This is a genomic window from Cupriavidus oxalaticus (assembly GCF_038900635.1).
In the GTDB taxonomy this organism is placed as follows: Bacteria; Pseudomonadota; Gammaproteobacteria; order Burkholderiales; family Burkholderiaceae; genus Cupriavidus; species Cupriavidus oxalaticus_B.
Genome location: NZ_JAYMRX010000007.1, coordinates 224,517 through 246,233 on the forward strand (window position 1 = coordinate 224,517; position 21,717 = coordinate 246,233).

General features: G+C 64.3%; 13 protein-coding genes and 2 pseudogenes. 3 read left to right on the forward strand and 12 right to left on the reverse strand.

Annotation, left to right across the window (positions count from 1 at the left end; all coding sequences use genetic code 11):
- Positions 1-118: 118 nt before the first annotated feature.
- From VSR71_RS14530 to VSR71_RS14560, 7 genes and pseudogenes are all read right to left on the reverse strand, one after another.
- Positions 119-1,642 (reverse strand): MFS transporter, encoded by a 1,524-nt coding sequence (locus tag VSR71_RS14530; protein WP_342914552.1) that lies wholly within the window; start codon positions 1,640-1,642, stop codon positions 119-121.
- A 27-nt stretch (positions 1,643-1,669) separates the two neighbouring features.
- The gene (locus VSR71_RS14535; protein WP_342914553.1) at positions 1,670-2,848 is read right to left on the reverse strand and encodes an efflux RND transporter periplasmic adaptor subunit; all 1,179 of its coding nucleotides are present in this window, start codon (positions 2,846-2,848) and stop codon (positions 1,670-1,672) included.
- The gene (locus VSR71_RS14540; protein ID WP_342914554.1) at positions 2,845-4,341 is read right to left on the reverse strand and encodes an efflux transporter outer membrane subunit; all 1,497 of its coding nucleotides are present in this window, start codon (positions 4,339-4,341) and stop codon (positions 2,845-2,847) included. Before VSR71_RS14540 ends, VSR71_RS14535 begins: the two co-directional genes overlap by 4 nt.
- Positions 4,342-4,802: 461 nt before the next feature.
- On the reverse strand, positions 4,803-5,258 hold the full coding sequence (locus VSR71_RS14545) for a MarR family winged helix-turn-helix transcriptional regulator (protein WP_342914555.1): 456 nt from the start codon (positions 5,256-5,258) through the stop codon (positions 4,803-4,805).
- A gap of 112 nt (positions 5,259-5,370) precedes the next feature.
- A pseudogene (locus VSR71_RS14550) lies at positions 5,371-5,676 on the reverse strand (isochorismatase family protein); the annotation flags it as partial.
- Positions 5,677-5,724: 48 nt separating this feature from the next.
- Positions 5,725-6,714 carry an alpha/beta hydrolase gene (locus VSR71_RS14555; RefSeq protein WP_342914556.1) on the reverse strand — a complete coding sequence of 330 codons (990 nt, stop codon included), beginning with the start codon at positions 6,712-6,714 and terminating at the stop codon, positions 5,725-5,727.
- Between the two features lie 116 nt (positions 6,715-6,830).
- Positions 6,831-7,439: a TetR family transcriptional regulator C-terminal domain-containing protein gene (locus tag VSR71_RS14560; RefSeq protein ID WP_342914557.1), complete on the reverse strand. Its 609-nt coding sequence runs from the start codon at positions 7,437-7,439 to the stop codon at positions 6,831-6,833.
- A gap of 312 nt (positions 7,440-7,751) precedes the next feature.
- On the opposite strand from VSR71_RS14560, the gene VSR71_RS14565 reads away from it, so the two are divergent.
- The 3 genes from VSR71_RS14565 (at position 7,752) to VSR71_RS14575 (ending at position 16,428) form a co-directional block, all read left to right on the forward strand.
- Positions 7,752-13,262 (forward strand): trifunctional serine/threonine-protein kinase/ATP-binding protein/sensor histidine kinase, encoded by a 5,511-nt coding sequence (locus VSR71_RS14565; protein WP_342914558.1) that lies wholly within the window; start codon positions 7,752-7,754, stop codon positions 13,260-13,262.
- Positions 13,263-13,734: 472 nt separating this feature from the next.
- Positions 13,735-15,396, forward strand: a complete 1,662-nt coding sequence (locus VSR71_RS14570; RefSeq protein ID WP_342914559.1) for an FAD-dependent oxidoreductase — start codon at positions 13,735-13,737, stop codon at positions 15,394-15,396.
- A gap of 279 nt (positions 15,397-15,675) precedes the next feature.
- Positions 15,676-16,428, forward strand: coding sequence for an SDR family oxidoreductase (locus VSR71_RS14575; protein ID WP_342914560.1), 753 nt, complete (start codon positions 15,676-15,678; stop codon positions 16,426-16,428).
- A gap of 98 nt (positions 16,429-16,526) precedes the next feature.
- Here the strand turns inward: VSR71_RS14575 and VSR71_RS14580 are convergent, their stop codons facing one another.
- The 5 genes and pseudogenes from VSR71_RS14580 to VSR71_RS14600 form a co-directional block, all read right to left on the reverse strand.
- Complete coding sequence (locus VSR71_RS14580) at positions 16,527-17,753, reverse strand: patatin-like phospholipase family protein (protein WP_342914561.1); 1,227 nt, start codon at positions 17,751-17,753, stop codon at positions 16,527-16,529.
- 66 nt (positions 17,754-17,819) lie between these two features.
- A complete protein-coding gene (locus VSR71_RS14585; RefSeq protein WP_342914562.1) occupies positions 17,820-18,602 on the reverse strand; it encodes a 3-hydroxybutyrate dehydrogenase in 783 nt (260 codons plus the stop codon).
- Between the two features lie 53 nt (positions 18,603-18,655).
- A complete protein-coding gene (locus VSR71_RS14590; protein WP_342914563.1) occupies positions 18,656-19,399 on the reverse strand; it encodes an acetoacetate decarboxylase in 744 nt (247 codons plus the stop codon).
- A gap of 319 nt (positions 19,400-19,718) precedes the next feature.
- Positions 19,719-19,865: pseudogene (locus tag VSR71_RS35310) on the reverse strand (copper resistance protein CopQ); the annotation flags it as partial.
- A gap of 268 nt (positions 19,866-20,133) precedes the next feature.
- A complete protein-coding gene (locus tag VSR71_RS14600) occupies positions 20,134-21,666 on the reverse strand; it encodes a PAS domain-containing sensor histidine kinase (protein ID WP_342914565.1) in 1,533 nt (510 codons plus the stop codon).
- Between the last annotated feature and the right edge of the window lie 51 nt (positions 21,667-21,717).

Here is a 21,717-nt window from a genome sequence, read left to right on the forward strand (position 1 = left end):
CGCGGTCACTATCACCTGACAGTGCATGGCCAGCGCAATCGCGCGCCGTTGGCCCGCCGCGGTTGGTTCGCCGCCGCGTTGGCTCGGCGCTGGTCGGCTCGCCGCGATTGGCGCGTACCTACCGGATCACCTTCTGCACCAGGCTCACCATGATCGCGAGCACGGCCAGTGCCGCCAGCCCGCGGAAGTGGTCGATATTGGCCAGTAGCGCCGACTGCTGCGCCAGCACCTGCGCGATCTGCGCCATGGCGAGTTCCGAGGCGCGAGCGGGTTCCATCGAGGCAGAGAGTGCCGCCGTGTAGCGCGCAAGGGTCTCCTGGAACTGCGGGCTGCCAACATTCACCGCGCCATGCAGTGTGCTGTAGTGCAGCGTCGTCAGCCATTGCTGCCCGACCGTGGCAATGGTCACGCCCAGCGCCGTTCCCATCTGCCCCAGCATGTTCTTGGTCTGCTGCGCATTGGAGAATACCGACTCATCTTGCGCGACACTGTTGAAGGTCTGCATGGCGGTGACCGGAATCAGTGTCATGATGAAGACGCCATAGAGCGCAAGCGCGGGCAGCACATGGCCCCAGAGGTCAGGCGCGGGCGGAAGACGGCTAATCAGCCAGGCAGAGACTGCGAGCGCCAGGAAGCCTCCGACAAAGTACTTGCGCGGGCTGGGCCAGCGCGGCAGCAAGCGCGACATCGTCGCCCAGGTTGCGACACCGGCCGCCAGGCCCAGTGCGTAGAACTGCCCGGCGGTGGACCATGAATGCCCCAGCGAGCGTTGCAGCACGATCGGCAGCAGATAGCCGTTCGCGCCGAGCGTGACGTAGCAGAACGTAAACAGCGTCAGTCCGCTCAGGTAGCGCGGCTCGACCAGGCTGCGCAGCTTCAGCAACGGCCGGGCGCTATGGGACTCGCTCCAGATAAAGGCAAACAGCGCGACGGCGCCCGTTATCGCGCCGGACACCAGCCACAGCCGGTCGGCATAGAAGTCGTAGTAGGAGCGCTGCAGTACATAGAGGACCAGGAAACTGCCTATCGCCAGCGCGGCCAGCCGCAACAGGTGCGCATCGGAGCGTTGCGCCGGCGCTACCGTGACCGCGGGCAGGATCCGGGTGGCTGGCAGCAGCGCCAGCGCCAATGCGGCCGTCAGCCAGAAGATCATCGGCCAGTGATCCGCGGTGACGATGGCCGAGGCCAGCCACGGCGAGATCGCCAGGCCGGTGCAAACACCGGTGACCAAAGCCTTGATGCCCACAAAGCGCGCAGGGCTTGGCGGAATCAGGTTGACCGCCAGCCGCGACGCGTTCACCATGCCCGCGCAACCCAGCGCCATCACCATGCGGCCGACCAGGAATGCCGGATAGCTGCCGGCATTCGCGCACAGGACCGCACCGAGCGCCGCGGCGCCCAGCGCGGCCTGGACATAGCGGCGCCATCCCATGCGTTCCACCATCCAGCGCTGCAGCGCGATCATGACCACCGCCACGCTGGCGTAGGCCGCGGCAACGGTGCTGTATTCCTCGGGGCTGGCGCCGATTTCGCCCATGATCGGAGCGGCGGCAAAGGCGACCATGCCGTTCTGCAGGAAGTCGATCAGCGTCAGTGAGCCGATCGTCAGCAGCAGCTGGCGTGGGGGCTTGGCAGGCGGCATGGCAGAGTCTCCGGTGATGTGGCTGGCTTACAGATTCGCTTCGACAATGCGGCGCACCACTTCATCGGCACGCGCCAGCTCGTCGGCAAACACGGTGGTGCGGTAGTTCTCGCTCTCCGCATCGGCGGCGACCAGCCGCTTGCCGTCGCGGACGCTTGTATCGATCGTGACCTTCATGGACAGGCCGATCTGCAGCGGATGGGCGGCAACTTCGGCAGGTGCCAGCGCGATGCGCACCGGCACGCGCTGCACGACCTTGATCCAGTTGCCGGTGGCGTTCTGCGCCGGCAGCAGCGCAAAGGCGCTGCCGGTGCCGGCATCCTGCCCGACGACACGGCCGTGGAACACCACGCCGTCGCCGTACAGGTCGGTGGTCAGCGTGACCGCCTGGCCCAGGCGCACATCGCGCAGTTGCGATTCTTTCAGGTTGGCCGTGACCCACAGGTGGTGCAGCGGCACCACCGACATCAGCGGCACCCCGGCGCTCACGCGCTGCCCCACCTGGACCGAGCGCTTGGTGACCACACCTCCCGTCGGCGCGGGAATGCGCGTGCGCGACAGCGCGATGCTGGCATTGCGCACTTGCGCCGCGGCCGCCTGCACATCGGGGTGCGAGTCCACCGAGGTGCGCTCGACCAATGCATGATTGCGCTTGAGCTGCTCGCTCGCCATGGCCAGCGACGCCTTCGCGGTGCGCACGGCCTGCCTGGCATGGATGAGTTCCTCGCCGGAGATGGCGCCGCTGGCGGCCAGCGCCGTGCGGCGCTCCAGGTCCTCCTGCGCGCGCGCCAGGTCCACCGAGCGCAGCTCCACGTTCGCACGATCCTGGCCTGCGGCGGCGAACTGTCCGCGCACCTGGCGCACGGTGCGCGCCAGCTGGGCCTGTGCCGCGGAGAGAGCGAGCTGCGCATCGACGCCATTGAGTTCGATCAGCGTCTTGCCGGATTCCACCATATCCGTGTTGTCGGCAAGGATCGCAGTGACCACGCCTCCGACCTGCGACGTCACCTGCACCACATTGCCTTCGACATAGGCGTTCTCCGTCGATACCTTGTGGAGTCGGTATTGCACCCAGTAGCCCGCAGCCGCGGCAAGGCAGACCGCGACCAGAAAGCCGGCAACGATGCGCCGGCCCCGCGGCGGGCGCGGCGCGGGCGGCTCTGCCTGGGTGGCGCTGGGGGGATTCGGTTGGCTGGCGGGTGTCATGATGCGTTCCTGGTTGAAGGGGGCGTGGCCGGAGCGGCGCCGATTGCGGGCACGGTGGCTGTGTCGTATCCGCCGCCGAGGGCGCGGATCAGTTCCAGGTGCAGCGAGCGCTGCTGGGTCTCCAGGTCGATCAGCAGCTGCTTCTGCTGCAGGACCTGGCCTTCGGCCGAGAGAACCTGAAGGTAGTTGCCGACCCCGCTGCGGTAGCGCGCAACGGCCAGGTCATAGGCTTCCTGCGTCAGTTGCAGTGCCTGGTGCTGTTCGCCAGCGCGCTCGGCGTGCCAGCGCAGCGACACCAGCTGGTTGACCACGTCGTGCAGCGCGGTGACCAGCGTGGCGTTGTACTGCTCGACCGCGGCGTCATACTCCGCTTGCCTGGCGCCAAGGTTGGCGCGCAGGCGGCCGCCGTCGAAGATCGGCAACGAGAGCGCCGGACCGATGCCGAAGGTGCGGCTGCCGGCCGTCAGGAAGTCGGACAGGCTCAGGCTCTGCAGGCCGGCAAAAGCGGTCAGGCTGATGTTGGGATAGAACTGGGCCTTGGCCGCCTTGATGTCATGGCCGGCGGCCTCGACCAGCCAGCGTTGCGCCACGACGTCGGGCCGGCGGCCGATCAGCTCGGCCGGCAGCGAAGCCGGCAATGCGGTGACAAAGCTGTCGCGAAGCTGCGGGCGGTGGATATCGGCACCGGCGTCCGGCCCCTTGCCCGTCAGCGCGGCCAACTGGTTCTGCGTGAGCGCAATGACCTCGTTGACGGCAGCCAGCCGTTCGCGTGTGGCCGGCAGCGCTGACTCTGCCTGCTTCATGTCGAGCCGCGAGTCGAGTTGTGCCGCCACACGCTGGCGCGTCAGCGCCAGCGTGTTCTCGCGCTGCCGGTAGGTCTGCTCGGTCAGCTCGCGCTGCGCGTAGGCGGCGTCGAGCCTCAGGTAAGTCCGCACCACGGAGGTGGTCAGCACCAGTTCCGCCGCGTCGTAATCGACTCTGGCGGCGTGCGCGCGATCGAGCGCGGCGTCGAATGTCGCCTGGTTCTTGCCCCAGAAGTCCAGTTCGTAGCTGAGGCCGAACAGCACATCGGTGTTCCATCGCCAGCCGCCTGCCAGCGGCGGCGGGGCGGCGCCGTTCTCGCTGTAGCGCTGGCGCGTTGTCCTGCCGCTCAGGTTGCCCTGCGGATACAGCGCGGCTTCCGCGCTGCCTGCCAGCGCCCCGGCCTGGCGCACACGCGCCGCGGCAATACGCAGCGTCGGCTGTCCGGCAAGCGCCGCTTCGACCAGCGCATCCAGCTGCGGGTCGCCAAAGCCCTTCCACCACGCCGGCTTCGGCCATGCCGCGGGCGAGACGGGCGTAACACCCAGCGACTCGGTCGCGGCAAGGCGGTTGGCATCGTCGATGCTGGCCTGCGTCTTCATTCCTTTCATGCTGGCGCAACTCGTCAACAGAAGGATTGCGCCAAGTACGCCAAGGCGCTGCAAGGTCCCGACGGTGGCCTGTGGTTGCATCGCCGGCACCGACCTGTGCGACACGGCCGGCGATCGATGCCTGGCAAGTGGCCTGCGAAGGAAAGCCGCCAGCCGGCTTGCGGTGGCAGTGATCACGACGGACTGGATAGAGAAAAACATGATTAGGAGCGCGGATGGCGCGATCTGTGAGCGCATGGAAGCTGGCGACTGACGCTGATCGATGGAATGCGATGGCGAACCACCGGCGCCGCTTCACTTGTCCATTCGGCCGCAAGCCCTGAGACAAGGGTAGGGGGCGAGCAGCGTAATGCCCATGCTACGGAGGGGTTGCGCCCACCCTACATAGGCTGAGTGCGCTCATACGCGGGTATTAGCCCCGACGGCATGGCGCCACATGCAGAGTCTGGAAATCGACTGGCAATTCAGGAAGCATCATCGAATCTCACATACATGCCTAGGCTAAATATGCCTAGGCAGATAAATACGCAAAAAAAAACCGCTCAGCCTTCGCTCGAATTGGCCAGGATGCGATGGAGCAGGCCGCGCAGGGTCTCGGCCTCGGTTTCGCTAAAGCCGGCAAGCATGCGGCGAAACGAGGATTCGGTACCCTGCCGGGCCTGCGGGAACACCGCCTTGCCTTGCTCGGTGAGCTCAACGATGTAGCTGCGCCGGTCCGCCGGGTTTTCCACCCGGCGAATGATGCCCTTGGCTTCGATCCGGTCCAGCAGGCGCGTCATGGCGCCCGAATCGTAGCCGAGCAGCTTGCAGAATTCGCTGAGTGTGCGGCCTTTGCCAGACACGATGCTGTTCAGGACCACGAACTGCGCCGCGGTGATCTGCAGGGGCGACAGCTCGCGCTCGATGCCGGCAAGCAGGTGATTACGGACTTCGGTGACGAGATAGCCCAGTTCACCGGTACTCAACTCCGCGATGACCGAACGTTTCCTTGCTTGCATGGCTGCCCCTTTGGTTCGACGCAATATAGCTGCCTGGGCAGATAATGTCAATGCAAAGGCGCGGCAAGCGACGGCTACTGCGCGCGGACAAGGCGAAATGCGCTTTGCGTCGCTACGAGGAACTTCCCGCCAGCTGCTTCACGGACTCTTCGGTGCTCCAAAGCGCGTTGGCGATATAGCGGAAGTTGACCAGCGCGGCGAGATAGCCATCGCCTTCGGGCAATTTGGGCCCCGCCACGGCGTCACGTACAAGCACGACTTCGAACCCCTGCTCGAGCAGATCGCGCAGATGGGATTCCACGCATAGGTTGGCGGCCATGCCCGCAAGGATCACCTGATCGACGCGCTGCTTGCGCAATTGCAGCACCAGGTCGTTGGCTTGTGGACCGTACAGCTTGTGGGTCGAGCAGATGATGGAGGTTCGGCGCCGGACACCCTGCGGCGTCCGGCGGCCGTGGCACCGGCTTCAGCTGCGGATGAATGCCAGGAGATCGGCGTTGAATCTGCTTTTATGGGTGTCGGTGAGCCCGTGCGGCGCGCCGGGATAGACGATCAGCTTCGAATTCCTGATCAGTTTTGCCGAAGCGCGCCCGGCGGCATCGATCGGCACAACCTGGTCGTCGTCGCCGTGAATGATCAGGGTCGGCACGTCGATCTTTTTAAGGTCTTCAGTGAAATCGGTTTCGGAGAACGCCTTGATCGAGTCATAGGTGTTCTTGTGTCCGCCCTGCATGCCCTGCGCCCACCACGCGTCGATCAGTCCTTGCGAAGGCTTCGCGTCGGGACGGTTGAAGCCATAGAACGGCCCGGCCGGGACATCCTTGAAGAACTGGGACCGGTTGGCGAGCTGGGCGGCGCGCATGCCGTCGAATACCTCAATCGGCAGGCCGAGCGGATTGGCGGCCGTCTTGAGCATCAGGGGCGGCACCGCCGATACCAGCACGACTTTGGAGATCCGCCGGGTTCCGTGCCTGCCGATATAGCGGGCGACCTCGCCTCCGCCTGTGGAAAAGCCCACCAGAATGGCGTCGGTCAGGCGGAGGGTTTCAAGCACCGTGGCCAGGTCGTCGGCATAGGTGTTCATCTCGTTGCCATGCCAGGGCTGGCTCGAGCGGCCGTGGCCACGGCGATCATGGGCAACGGCGCGATAGCCTTGCGAGGCAACGGACATCATCTGCGACTCCCAGCTATCCGAGCTGAGCGGCCAGCCATGGCTGAACACAACGGGGCGCCCCGTGCCCCAGTCCTTGTAGAAGAGCTGGGTGCCGTCCTTTGTCGTGATGTAGCTGCCTGCCGCCTTGCCAGGTTCCCTTGCGTGACGCGCCTCTTTTGCGGATTCAGCGGCCGTTGCCGGGCCCGGCAGGCCCGCCGCAACCAGCGAGCCAGCGGCCGCGGCGCTGCCGAGAAGCAGATCGCGTCGCGACACGCCCGGATTGGACTTCCGATATGACGGCATGGTGAAAACTCCTATTGGTGACCGCACGCGGCGGCGTTGGACAGTTGCTCGATCGCCTGGGCGCTTGAACGCATATTAATAGCCGACCAGTCGTATATTTAAAAAAGCAAAAAAAATCAATTCAACAACCGCTTGAGCGTGGCTTGCAGAAAGCGGTGGCAGGCGTCGCCATTGCCCTCGACCTTGCTACGCAGCACCGCGCCTTCCCACGCCTCGACAATGATGGCCGCCAGTTGCTTTGAATCGCGGCTTCCGTCCAGCTCCTGGCGAATCATGGCCTCATCCAGGCAGGCGGCGATCATGCCTTCCCAGCGCGCGAGGATTCCCGCCAGCGCTTCGCGGACTTCCGTGCTGGCATTGGACAGTTCCAGGGAAAGATTGCCCACCAGGCACCCGAGCTGGAACCGCTGCGCCGCGTGATCCTCCACGAGCAGCTCGAACAGCCTTTCGATCCTCGCCAAGGGCTTGATGCGAGCGTCGTACATGACCTTTCCATGACGAAGCTCGATCGAGTCCCAATAGGCCTGAACCACTTCCGCGGCAAAGGTCTCCTTGCTTTCGAAGTAGCTGTAGAACGATCCCTTGGGCACATTCGCGGCAGCCACGATGTCCTGCACCCCGGCACCATTGAAACCCAGCCGGTGGATCACATGGCCACCATCGCTCAGCAGGCGGTGGCGGATCTCCGGGTTCGAAGGCCTTGGCATCTCGTTTTCATCGTACAAGTTGGATGGCTGGATCGTAAACGACTGGTCGGTTATTGTCAAAGCGATTCGCTTGCCGTTCCGGTCTGGACGCCTTGGCCCAAACAGCCTTGCGGGCGCGCCATCCGGGTGGCGATTCGGTCGCCGAGGTGTATTCTTGGGAGACGCCTGCTGCTGCTGCGTCGATGCCGCAAAACCGCCGTGGGCTAGGAATGGCCCTCTGAGCGCTTGCCGGCTAATTTGACGGACAAATGCAGCGTCCTCTCGATTCAACAAACGCCAGCAGCCTGCGCCAGGGTGCGGGATCAACCCTTCAGGTGATTTCCAGCAACGATGGGTAACGGCCCAAGCCTTCAAATCTTGTGGGAGGACGGCGAGCTCGCCTTCTGCCGAGGCAGGCGTCCCGGCGATAGCGGCGCCGACAGCGTTCTGATCGTGCGGCCCGCCGCCGACTATCCATCGTCCGCCAGCCTCGATCGCCTCGCTCACGAATTCAGGCTGAAGGATGAGCTCGCTGGCGCCTGGGCGGTGCGCCCGCTGGAGCTTCTGCGCGAAGACGGCCAGAGCTTTCTGGTGCTTGAGGATCCCGGCGGCGAGCCGCTGGTGTCGCAGCTCGGCGCACCCATGGAGACGGGAAGTGTCTTGCGCTTCGCCGCCGGCATCGCCGCGGTGCTGGGCCAGCTCCATCGGCGGGGCCTGGTCCACAAGGACCTGAAGCCTGCCCATATCTTCGTGAACTGCACCGACGGACGGGTGCGGCTCACCGGCTTCGGTATCGCCTCGCGGCTGCCGCGCGAGCGCCAGGCCCCCGAGCCGCCTGAAACCATTGCCGGCACGCTTGCCTACATGGCGCCCGAACAGACCGGTCGGATGAATCGCTCGATCGACTCGCGCAGCGACCTCTATTCGCTCGGCGTCGTGCTCTACCAGATGCTTACCGGTGTGCTGCCCTTTACGGCGGCCGACCCGATGGAATGGGTGCATTGCCATATCGCCAGAATGCCGGTGCCGCCCGGCGAGCGCTGGGCGCCGGTACCGGCGCCGCTGTCGCGGATCGTCATGAAGCTGCTCGCCAAGACGGCGGAGGAGCGCTACCAGACCGCGGCTGCCGCCGAGCAGGATCTGCGGCGCTGCCTTGCTGGCTGGGAGCGCAATCGCCAGATCGAAGCGTTTCCGCTCGGAGAGCACGACACGCCCGACCGGCTGGTCATCCCCGAGAAGCTGTATGGCCGGCAGCGCGAGGTCGATGCATTGCTCGCGGCGTTCGAACGCGTGGTCACGAGCGGCGCACCGGAACTCGTGCTGGTTTCGGGATATTCCGGCATTGGAAAGACCGCCGTCGTCAACGAGTTGCACAAGGCCCTGGTGCCGTCGCGAGGGCTCTTTGCCTCGGGCAAGTTCGACCAGTACAAGCGCGACATTCCGTATTCGACCCTGGTGCAGGCCTTCCGGGGCCTGGTGCGGCCCCTGCTCGGCAAGCGCGACACCGAACTGGCGCGCTGGCGCGGCGAGTTGCTGGAGGCCCTGGAGCCGAATGCGCGGCTCATGACCGACCTTGTCCCCGAACTGAAGCTCATCACGGGCGAGCAGCCGCCGGTGCCGGAGCTTGAGCCGCAGCAGGCGCAAAGCCGCTTTCAGCTCGTGTTTCGCCGGTTCATTGGTGTGTTTGCTCGGCCGGAGCATCCGCTGGCGCTCTTCCTCGATGATCTTCAATGGCTCGACACGGCAACGCTCGACCTGCTGGAGGACCTGCTGACACGGTCGGACCTGCAGTACCTGATGGTGATCGGCGCCTATCGGGACAATGAAGTCGATGCCGCGCATCCGTTGATGCGCAAGCTGCAAACCATCAGGAACGCTGGCGGCAAGGTAGAGGAGGTCGCGCTCGGACGGCTTGCCCTCGAACACCTTGGACAGCTGATCGCGGATTCGGTGTGCTGCGAACCGGCGCGCATCGCGCCGCTGGCCGAGCTGGTGCACGAGAAGACCGCCGGCAATCCGTTCTTCGTGATCCAGTTCCTCTGCTCGCTTGCGGAAGAAGACTTGCTTCATTTCGATCGCGACGCGGGCTGCTGGTCCTGGGAGCTCGACCGCATTCACGCGAAGGGCTACACGGACAACGTCGTGGATCTGATGGTCAGCAAACTGACCCGCTTGCCAGTCGAAACACAACGGGCGGTGCAGCAGCTGGCCTGCCTTGGCAACATCGCCGAGATCACGATCTTGTCGACGGTGCTCGCGATCACGGAGAAGCAGGTCCATGCCGTGCTCTGGGAGGCTGTCCGTCAGGAACTTGTCGGGCGCGTGGACGGCGCTTACAAGTTTGTCCATGACCGCATCCAGGAAGCCGCATACTCGCTGATCCCGAATGCCATGCGCACGGAGGTCCATCTCCGGATCGGTCGCCTGCTGGTCGCACGAACCCCCGCCGAGAAGCGGGAGGAGGCGATATTCGAGATCGTCAATCAGCTTAATCGCGGTACACCGCTGATCACGCAGCAACAGGAACGGGAGCAGCTCGCCGAACTCAACCTGATCGCGGGAAAGCGCGCCAAAGGTTCTACTGCATATGCCTCGGCGCTCAACTATCTCAAGTTCGGGATGGCGCTGATGGCGGAGGATGACTGGCAGCGCCAGCACGAGATTATCTTCGCGCTCGAGTTGAACCGGGCCGAATGCGAATTCCTGACCGGCGAGCTATCGGCCGCAGACGAGCGCCTGGCGAAACTGTCCGGCCACGCCATGACAACGGTCGAACGCGTCATGGTCGCGTGCTTGCACATGGATGTCTGCATGATCCTGGCTCAGAGCCGGCGCGCCATCGGCGTTGGCCTCGATTGCCTGCGGCATTTCGGCATTGCGTGGTCACCCCATCCGGAAGACGAGGAGGTACGGCGCGAATACGAGCGCATCTGGTCAGCGCTTGGAGACCGGACAATCGAAGCGCTCATCGACCTGCCGCTGATGGAGGATCCGGCGGCGCTGTCAACTGTCGACGTTCTGATGAAGCTCTGGACACCGGCCTTGATCACCGATGAAAACCTGGCATCCCAGACGATTTGCAAGGCGGTCAGTCTGAGCCTTGAGCGTGGCAACTGCGATGCTTCCTGTATTGCCTATGTCATTCTTATCCGCTTCGCAGGACCGCATTTCGGCGATTACAAGGCCGGATTCCGATTCGGCCAGCTCGGCTACGAGCTCGTCGAACGGCGCGGGCTAAAACGCCTCGAGGCAAGAACCCTGGTTTGCTTCGCGCTTTTTGTCGTGCCGTGGATGAAACACGCGAGGGTTTGCCGTGACCTGCAGCGCCGCGCCTTCGACGCGGCGATCCGCGTCGGTGATCTCCAGTACGCAAGCTACACGCGCAACGATCTGAATTCGAATCTTATTTTCTCCGGCGAGTCGCTGTCCGAGACGTTAAGCGAGGCCCAGCAGGGCCTCGCGTTCGCTGAAAAGGCGCGGTTCGGCCTTGGCGTTGACTTCATCGCCACCCAAATCGCGCTGATAAGGATGCTTCGGGGGCTGACGCCCGAATTTGGTTGCCTGGACGACGGGCAGTTTGACGAACTTCGGATGGAGCGCCGCTTTTCAGAGAACCCGGACCTGGCGATTGCCGCGTGCTGGTACTGGATCCGGAAACTGCAGGCGCGCTGTATCGCCGGCGACCATGTGGCGGCCATAGACGCCGCGGCGAAGGCGCAAGCGCTGCTCAGGGTCACGGCCTCGTTCCTGGAGGAAGCCGAGTATCACTTCTACGGCGCGCTGTCCCGCGCTGCCTGTTCGGATTCCGCGCCGGCCCACGAACAGCAACAACACCTGGCCGCCCTGGCCGCGCACCACCGGCAACTGAAGGTCTGGGCGGAGAATTGCCCGGAGAACTTCGAGAGCCGGGCCGCGCTGGTGGGCGCGGAGATTGACCGCATCGAAGGCCGCGACCTTGAGGCGATGCGCCTTTACCAGCTGGCCATCCACTCGGCGCGCGCCAACGGCTTTGTGCACGTCGAGGCGCTTGCCAACGAACTCGCTGCACGATTCTATGCGGCGCGTGAATTCGAGGTCATTGCCGAGACCTATCTGCACAACGCTCGCCTCTGTTACCTGCGCTGGCGAGCCGACGGCAAGGTGCGGCAACTCGAGCAAAGGTATCCGCAACTCGGCAAAGCGCTCGCGCCCGGCCCAACGGGCACGATCGCCACGCCGGTCGAGCACCTCGATCTCGCGACCGTGATCAAGGTGTCGCAGGCGGTCTCGGGTGACATCGTGCTGGAAAAGCTGATCGAGATGGTCATGCGTACGGCGCTTGAACAGGCCGGTGCCGCACGAGGTGTGCTGATTCTTCCGGACGGCGGCAATCAACGGATCACCGCGGAAGCCACCACTGGCGGCGAAACTATCGTCGTGGATCTGCGAGAGGAGCCCGTCACCGCGGCGGCGCTGCCGGAGTCCGTCCTCTATTACGTCCTGCGGACCCGGGAGAGCGTCATTCTCGACGATGCCGTGGCCGATCCCGCATTTGCTGCAGACCCTTACATCGCTCAGCATCATGCTCGTTCCATCCTCTGCCTGCCCTTGATGAATCAGGCGAAGCTCACCGGTGCGCTCTACCTCGAAAACAATCTCACTACCCGCGTATTCACCCCCGCCCGCATCGCCATACTGAGGCTGGTAGCCTCGCAGGCCGCGATCGCGCTGGAAAATGCCCATCTGTACCACGAACTCGTGGAGCGCGAAGGGAAGATCCGGCGCCTGGTCGACGCCGACATCATCGGGATCGTCGTCTGGAACGTCGAGGGCGACATCCTTGAGGCCAATGACGCATTTCTTCGCATGGTGGGATACGCGCGCGACGATCTCGTCGCAGGCTACGTGCGCTGGAAGGATCTGACTCCGCCGGAATGGCGCGACGGCGACGAACGAGCGCTGCGAGAGATCAGCGAGACGGAGCGCGCGCGGCCCTTCGAGAAAGAACTTGTCAGGAAGGACGGCAGCCGCGTGCCGGTCATGGTCGGTGCGGCCGCGTTCGAGACGAGCCGGAAGGAAGGCGTGGCTTTTGTGCTCGATCTGACCGAGCGCAAGCAGACCGAAGAAATCGTCCGCGAGAGCGAGCGGCGCTATCGCGAGGTACAGACGGAACTGGCCCATGCCAACCGCGTCGCCGCGATGGGTCAGCTCACCGCCTCGATCGCTCACGAAGTCAGTCAGCCGATCGCCGCGACGGTCACCAACGCCGAGGCCGCGCTGCGGTGGCTTGGCGCCAATCCGCCCGACGTCGAGGAGGTGCGACAGGGGCTCAGCCGTATCATCAACGATGGCAAGCGAGCGGGTGCCGTGGTCGGCCGCATCCGTGAGCTGGTCAAGAAGGCACCGCCACGGAAGGAACCGCTGGACCTCAACAACGCAATCCGCGAGGTGATCGAGCTTACCCGCGGCGAAGCAAGGAGGCACGGCGCCTCGGTGCAAACGCAGCTGGCGGACGGCTTGCCGGTCATCCAGGGGGATCGGGTCCAGTTGCAGCAAGTCCTTCTCAACTTGCTCATCAATGCGATGGAGGCCACCAGCGCTGTCAGCGACGGCGTGCGGGAACTGGTGATCAGCACGGGGCAAGCGGAGGCGGGCGGCGTGCTCGTGGCGGTGAGCGATTCCGGGCCGGGCCTTGCGCCGGATATCGCCGAGCGCATTTTTGCCCCCTTCTACACGACCAAGTCCACCGGTCTGGGGATGGGGCTCTCCATCTGCCGTTCGATCATCGAAGCACACGGTGGCCGATTGTGGGCGAGCGCCAACATGCCACGCGGCGCGATCTTTCAATTCACGGTGCCCGCCCATCCGGCCGTTTCATCGTGAGTCGGCGCGGGACTCTGGTGCGAACCTCTCAGATCACCCCGCTGCGGCAGACCGCAAGTGCAAGCCCGATATTGAGCGTTGCCATCGAAATCCAGCCAATAAACGAAATGACGGCGCCGTAGCGGTACATGGTGCTCTCCACTGGTTGGTCCGGGCGTGATGACTGACAGCGTAGGCGCCGCGGCCATGCAGCAGTAGGGTCGTACCGGACTCCTCAGCGTTTCCTCGTTCGCACCAATGCATCAACGCACCAATGCACTAATGCACCATGCCAGAAGCCGCACCCTGGCGCTATGTCGGATGTGCCTGCTACGTCCGATAGGCCCATTTGCAGTGCCCCAAAGCCGTCTCCGACGCGCCTTCAACCCTATGCCGATATACGTAGGTACTACGAATACCTCTCAATGCATGAGTGAATTGCAACGGCGGCACTGCTACGCTGGATCGCACAGATCACCTCACGATTCCAGCCATGGACCCTTTCGCCAACGAACCCGCTGTCGTCAACGCGCCCGGCGATGACCCGAAGAAGTATCCGCGGCTGGCGGCCGCAGAGATCGCAAGAATTGCCCCCTATGGCAGCGACAGGACGTGGCGCGCCGGCGAATACGTGGTGCGTACCGGTGACCCGGCCAACGGCATGATCCTGGTGCTGGAAGGGCGCGTCCGTATCGTGCAGCGCGATGGCATTGGCAGCAGCGTGGTGATCTCCGAACATGGTCCGGGGAATTTCCTGGCCGATATCGGACAACTTGCCGGCATGCCGGAGCTTATCGACGGCCTGGCCATCGAGGATGTCCGGGCGATCCTGGTGCAACCGGCATGTCTGCGGGCGTTGATGGTTGCGGAAGCGGCACTGGGCGAGATCATCATGCAGGCAATGATGCTGCGCCGTGCCGCGCTGGTCCAGCGCGGGCGCGGCCCCACGCTGATCGGACATGGCAGCGAGCCTGCCATGCTTGAACTCCAGGCACTTCTGCGGCGCAAGCACTATCCCTATTCGGTTCTCGACCTGGACGCCGACGTGGATGCGGCGAGCGAGCTGCAGAGATTTGATGCCAGCGATGCGGATTTGCCCCTGGTCATCTGCCCCAATGGAACGATCCTGCGTCGTCCCGACACCATGCAGGTCCTGTCCTGCCTTGGATTGCTACCTGAATTCGATCGCACCCGGATCTATGATGTCGCCATCATCGGCGCGGGCCCGGCCGGCCTGGCCGCCGCGGTCTATGCCGCATCGGAAGGATTGCGCGTGATCGTGCTGGATGCGCTGTCTCCCGGCGGGCAGGCCGGCGCCAGTGCCCGCATCGAGAATTACCTTGGATTCCCAGCTGGCATATCCGGCCAGGCTCTAGCCGCGAACGCCTTTGCGCAAGCGCAGAAATTCGGCGCGCATATCGCGAGCCCCGTCGAGGTAGCGCAGCTCGAGTGCGGCCCGCTGCATCGGCTGAGGACCAGGGCAGGTGACACGATACAGGCGCGCGCGGTGATCATCGCGAGCGGCGCGGCTTACCGTCGTCCACCCATCCCGAACCGGGTGGCGTTCGAGGGCCGCGGCATCTACTATTGGGCTTCGCCGGTGGAGGCCAAGCTGTGCGCGAAGCAGGAGGTGGTGCTGGTCGGCGGCGGGAACTCCGCGGGCCAGGCCGCGGTGTTCCTGGGCGCGCATGCCGCGCACGTGCATATCGTGATTCGCGGTCCGGGGCTCGAGCAGAGCATGTCCCGCTACCTGATCGACCGGATTGCCGCGCAGCCCAATATTACGGTGCATGCGAAGACCGACGTGGTGGACCTGACCGGCAACGGCAGGCTCGGCGGTGTCGTGTTGCGGCGCCACGATACCGGCCGGCAGGAGATGATGCGGGTTCAGCATCTCTTTCTGTTTACCGGCGCCGAGCCGAATACCTCCTGGTTGGGTAGCTGTCAGGTTGGTGTCGATGAAAAGGGCTTCGTGCTGACGGGCCGGCTGGCCGGCCTGCCGGCCAGCACGCTGGAAACCTGCGTGCCCGGCGTGTTTGCCATTGGCGATGTCAGGTCAGGCTCAACCAAGCGGGTGGCCACCGCGGTGGGCGAGGGCGCCGCCGTCGTGGCGCAGATCCACGGCTACCTGGCTGCCACGCTGGCCGCTGCCTGAGGCCCGTTCAGGCATGGCAGGAGGTCGACACGGTCGCGTGCCGGGGGCCCCGGACCTGCTCCAGGTCGCGAAGAGCTCCGTTTCTCCGTACAAGGCTGAACCACGCCGCCAGCGAAGTCCGGCGCGCCGCACCGGAAAACCGGGTCAGCGGCCGCGGCGCCGGATCCGGATTGGTGCCAGACAGGAAACACCGTGTCGACCCGAGCCGGTCTGGCGGCGCCACATTGCCTTACCTAGCATGAGAGTGGGATCGTTCCACCTTCATCAAGGAGAAGCAGCATGAAAATCGTTGTCATCGGCGGTACCGGCCTGATCGGCAAGAAGGTTGTGGCGCGGCTTGCCGCGCAGGGCCATGACGTCTTTGCCGCCGCGCCGCAGACGGGCGTCAATGCATTGACGGGAGAAGGCCTGGCCGATGCACTGGCCGGAGCGCAGGTGGTGGTGGACGTGGCGAACTCGCCTTCGTTCGAAGACAACGCCGTGCTGCATTTCTTCGAGACCTCGGGCCGCAACCTCGCGGCAGCCGAGAAGGCGGCGGGTGTCAGCCACCACGTGGCGCTGTCCGTGGTGGGCACCGACAAGCTTTCGCAGAGCGGTTACTTCCGCGCCAAGATCGCCCAGGAGGCGCTGATCCGGAACGCCGGCATTCCCTACACGATTGTCCGGTCGGCGCAGTTCCTGGAATTCCTCGGCGGCATCGTGCAATCCGCCGGCGAGGGCGATACGATCAAGCTCTCGCCCGCACTGATCCAGCCCATCGCTTCCGATGACGTCGCGCACGCTGTGGCGGATTGCGCCGTTGCCGCGCCGGCCAATGGCATCGTCGAGATCGCCGGGCCGGAGCGCTTCAAGATGAGCGACCTCGTGCAACGCTATCTGAAGGCAAGCGGCGACGCGCGTACCGTCATGGCCGATCCGGCCACGCGCTACTTCGGCGCAGAACTCCAGGAAGGCACGCTCGTGCCGGAAGGCGAGGCCCGGCTCGGGCGCATCACCTTCGAGGAATGGATGCGCAAGGCGCAACAGAAGTAGGGAAGAGGCAGCGGCCGCCACCGCTGCCATGCGGCGCTGGCCGGCGCGCGCCAGCGGCACCGCACCAGTGGTGGCGTGGTGCCGCAGCCGATGGCCGCCTACTGGCCGAGCTGGCCGAGCTCGGCGTGCCGTCGGTGGATGTCGTGCGTGACGAACGGGTTTTCGTGCGTCGGCATGGCAAGCCACTCGGGATGCCGCAGCGTGCCGCGAATGTCCTCCAGTCCGCTCGCCCAGTGCTCCATCATGGTCAGCGGCCCGAACTGAAAATCCTTGGCGCTGCCTTCAAACGACTTGTCGCGGTAGATCAGCTGGATGACATTGCGGCGGGCGTCGCAGGCATCGGCCGCGGCACGCTGGAAGGCCTCGCTCTGCCGGCGTGCTGGCGGTACCAGTGCCAGCACATCGTTGAGCAGGCGCCGGAAGTTCTGCTGTTCGCTCATATAGTCGGTGATGAAGCGCGTCCGGCTTGAGTACTGGACATCCTTCTGGCGCGCCGCCACCGCCATCAGATTCTCGGGCAACTGTCCGCGTGCGCTCCACAGGTCGACCTGGAAAATCAGCGCGTTGCGCCTGGGCCTTGCCTTCAGGATCGCGGAAAGCGGCGTGTTGGAAACCAGCCCGCCATCCCAATAGAATTCACCGTCGATCTCCACCGCGGGAAAGCCCGGCGGCAGCGCGCCCGACGCCATGAAGTGCTCGGCGCGGAGTCTGGTCTGCGTATTGTCGAAGTAGACGAAATTGCCCGTGCGCACGTTCACGGCCCCTACCGACACGCGCATCTCGGCATGGTGGTTGATCCGGTCGAAATCGGCAAAGCGCTCGAGCGTGGCCTTCAGCGGTCGCGTGTCGTAGTAGCTCGCGCTGTGCGCGCCCGCCGGCTGCGCGAACGGCACAGGCCAGAGGCGAGGGGAGAAGAACCCGCGCTGTCCCTCCACCAGCGCGCGAGCGGCCTCGATGCCATCGAACCAGATACGCAGCGGGTCAGGCCAGTGCTGCGCGGTATCGGCGATCGTGTCGTACGGGACCAGGCTGGGCAGCCAGGGTTGCCGGCAGATATGCTCCCAGAATTCGCGCAGTTTCGTGACGCGATGCTCCGGAGCGTTGCCGGCGAGAATTGCCGCGTTCAGCGCACCAATGGAGATGCCCGCGATCCAGTTCGGCTCGATGCCAGCCTCGGCAAGGCCCTGGTAGACGCCTCCCTGGTAGGAGCCAAGGGCGCCGCCGCCCTGCAGGACCAGTGCCCGTACGGCGTAGCCGCGATCCACTTCGGTCTTGATCGTCGCGGCGCCTGAACTGCCCTGCAAGTCTTGTCTTTCGTAAAACATGGTGTTCTCCTGATGCGCGAGTGGCGTGCCGCCCCGGGTGCGATCACCGGGGCGGACATTCCGCGCTTATTGCATGTACCAGCCGTGACTCACCACGAACGACTGTCCGGTCAGCGCGGCCGACGGATAGGCACACAGGAACAGGGCGGTTTGCGCGACGTCGTCCACTGTGGTGAAGACGCCGTCGACGGTGCCGCCCAGCATCACGCGACGCACCACTTCCTCTTCGCTGATGCCGAGTTCGCGCGCCTGTTCCGGAATCTGCTTGTCGACCAGCGGCGTGCGGACAAAGCCGGGGCAGATCACATGCGAGCGGACATTGCGCTCGCCGCCTTCCTTGGCGACCACGCGCGCCAGGCCCAGCAGCCCGTGTTTGGCGGCCACGTAAGCGCATTTGAGCGGCGAGGCTTCATGGGAGTGGACCGAGCCCATGTAGATGATGGTGCCGCCGCGGTTGTCGCGGTACATATGCCTGAGCGCCGCGCGCGTGGTCAGGAAGGCGCCGTCAAGGTGAATCGCCTGCATGCGCTTCCAGTCCGCGAAGCTGTATTCGTGCACCGGATTGACGATCTGGATGCCGGCATTGGACACCAGGATGTCGACGCCGCCGAACCGGTCCGCCACGGCCTGCGTCGCACGATCGACCGCGGCCTCGTCGGTCACATCCATGGCAACGCCCATGGCATGGCCGCCACGGGCTTCGATCGCTTCGGCGACCCTGCGGCTGGCGTCCTCGTTCAGGTCAGCGACGGCCACTGCCGCGCCTTCGCTGGCCAGCAGTTCTGCGATGGCCTTGCCGATGCCGCTGGCGGCGCCGGTCACGATCGCGGCTTTGCCTTGAAGCTTCATGTTCTTTCTCCGGGAGTGGTGGGATGGGGTACCAGGTTGCTGCGCGATGCCTGTCACGATTGCAGGTAGTCGTGGACGACCTCGCCGAGCCCCAGCGTCAGGTCGGCGATGTAGTGCTTCGCGCCAATGACTTCGAGTACCGGCAGCGATGCAACCGGCGCCAGTGCGTGGGGGAAGAGGGACAGCGCCGCCGGGCCGGTCCATGCGCCCTTGACATCGACGTCCTTGAGGAAATAGCAGACCAGCTCGCAGACGCGGGCCGTGCCATCCACATGCGGCAGGATCTTGAGCAGGAAATTGGGCGTATTGGCGAGCGCGTCCCGGACCGCGTTCCTGTCGATTGCCTGGTGCTTGTAGCCCATCGTGCCGGTCGCCACCCGGACCGGGCCATAGTCGAGCGTGCCCAGCAGCGTATCGGTCTCGACGGCGAGCCGCGGGCTGGCCAGCTTCTTCGGGAATCCCCACAACTCGCGCCCGGCGGCCAGCGGCGGATGGTCATCGAGGAACATCGCGTGGGTGTAGGTGCCGCGCCGCCCCTGGTACATGACCGGGATCACCTGGCCGGATTCGGTGTAGTCGCCGAAGCCGGTCGAATCGGGCATGCGGATGAACTCGTAGTGCACCACCGGCTCGGCGATTTCCAGCGGCTCCGGCACGACGGCGCGCAGCAGGTCCGGGTCAGTGCGGTACGAGATGACAAAAAACTCCCGATGAAGAAAGCGATACGGCCCCATCGGGTAGGCCGGGCTGACTAGCGGCGTGGCAAACGCTCGCTCCCGGATGGTCTTGACGTCCATGGTGCTTGAGCCTCCTGAGGCGATACCGTGCCGTGTTTCCACTGTCCCCATGACAGCGGTGCAGCTCGGTCCGACTTATTCTGGAAGGTCAGGCGGGGTGAAACCATTAAACGTGGGTATCGATGAACACCCATGACGGAGTGGGCCGTCATACCAAGTATCGGGTGACTCATGCCTGAGTAGTACGGGATGGGGCTGAGGGATGAGCCGCCGGTTCCTCGCCTGTGTTTGCGGCTTCGGTCATTGCCGTCAGGCTTATCGTGTCCATCCAATGGAATGCCCGATCGCGGAGCGGGCTGGCGCCCGCCCCTCGACGGCATCAGAGTCCTTTGGTGAACGAGTCCGGCTCGCCGGCGCGGGCGCCGTCGGTGTACGGGTCGTACGCACGGATGCGCGCACCGTCCGTGAATGGATCGGGCTTGCGCGCGGGCGACGCGGACACACCTGTCCGGTCCATGCCGGCGACGACGGCCTCTGCTGCGTGGGCATGGCCGCCCGACAGCGCGGCAGCAACAGTCAGGGTCGTCGACGCGACAACAAGGATACGGGCGAATTGGGAAATCATGATTAGCTCCTGGATTCCGGTAAGGAAGAACACTCGTTGCGGCTTCGCTGGATTGAGTGCGTTGCCGTTGGGTTCAATGTAGGAGCCAGCTACCCGACACACTAGGGCGATGAGTAGCGATTCAATGACAACCGTTGGTTGATAATGGGACTGACGGCCAATGCAAAGCTCAACCAGCTGTCGCGCCAGGCGCTCTCAGCGCGATAGCAAATGTGGCGCCGCTTCCGGTTGCACGGGGTTCGGCCCAGATCCGTCCCGAGTGCATTGCGATAATGGATTGACTTAGCGACAGCCCGATTCCCATGCCCCAGGGCTTTGTGGTGTAGAACGCCTCGAAGACATTGGCATCCGCCGGCAAGCCGACTCCGTTATCACTGATCTGCAAGATGACCTCGGCGCCCATGGCGCAGGTGGAAACGCGGAGTACTCTGGGATTCGACCGGACCTCCGCCATCGCCTCGAGCGCATTCCGTACCAGGTTCACGAGAACTTGCTGAATCTGTATATGGTCCGCTCGTACAATGGGCAAGATCGGGTCAAAGCTTCTCTCTGTCACGATGCCGAGCCTGGACAGCTCTCTTGCAAGCAGGAACAGGACTTCGTCAGCCGCTTGATTCAGGTCGACGTCGACCAGTTCCATCCGATCGCGCCGGAACAACGATCGAAGGTTCGAGACAATCTGCGCGGCCGCTTCTGCATCCCTTGAAATGCGTTGCAGGGTAATGATCGCCCGGTCCACATTCGGAGGTTCGGCGGAAAGCCAGCGCCTGCACGCATCGCTGTTCGTCACGACCGAGGTCAACGGATGGCTGATCTCGTGGGCAATGGCGGCTGACAGCTCGCTGATTGCCGCCAGCTGCGAGGCATGAGCCAGCCGCGCATTCATTGCGCCCAACTGGGCTTCCATTCGCCTCAGATCATCCAGGTCGGTGAGCGTGCCAAACCATCTGCTGATGCTGCCATCGCTTTCACGCTGTGGAATGGCGTGGAACAGAAACCAGCGATAAGTGCCATCGAACTTGCGCAGCCGCTGCTCGAACGAGCAAGGCTCACCGGTTTCCAATGCCTTGGACCATTCGCGCGCGGTACTTTGAATATCATCCGGGTGTACGGCATCCGATTGCTTCCAACCCTGCAATTCGTCCAGGGACCTGCAGAAATAGAGCAGCAGCGTCCGATTGACGAACTCGACTTCACCCGTCGGCGTCGTTGTGAAAAGCAAGCCGGGAACGCTGTCCAGAATGATCCGGTATGCCTCCGCGCTGGCCCGCAATTCCTGCGTCGCGCGGTGGCGATGCTCGATCTCGGTATTTGTGGCATACCACTTGACTATGTTGTCATTCCCATCCAGCAGGGGGTGAACCCGTATCACGAACCAGCGGTACTCGCCATCCGCGCGACGCATTCGCAGTTCATATTCAAAGGGCTTGCACACATAGAGCGCTCGCTGCCACCACATCACCAGGGCAGGCCGGTCGTCGGGGTGAACCGCATCGGTCCAACCTCTGCCGAGTGCGGCGGAAGCCGAAAGACCGGTATAGGCAAGCCAGTAGCAATTGAAGAAATCGGCTTCGCCATTGGCTTCACACGTCCAGGCCTGCAGCGGAATGTTATCGATAATCGCCTGCAGCGTATCCGCCGAGGTGCGCCATGGCACGATGTCATCAGCAGACTCGCGGCGGATGTGATGGTCGTCGGTCATGCCCCTTTTCTCCTTGCATCGGCAACCGAAAAGCCGCACTGGACGGATTGC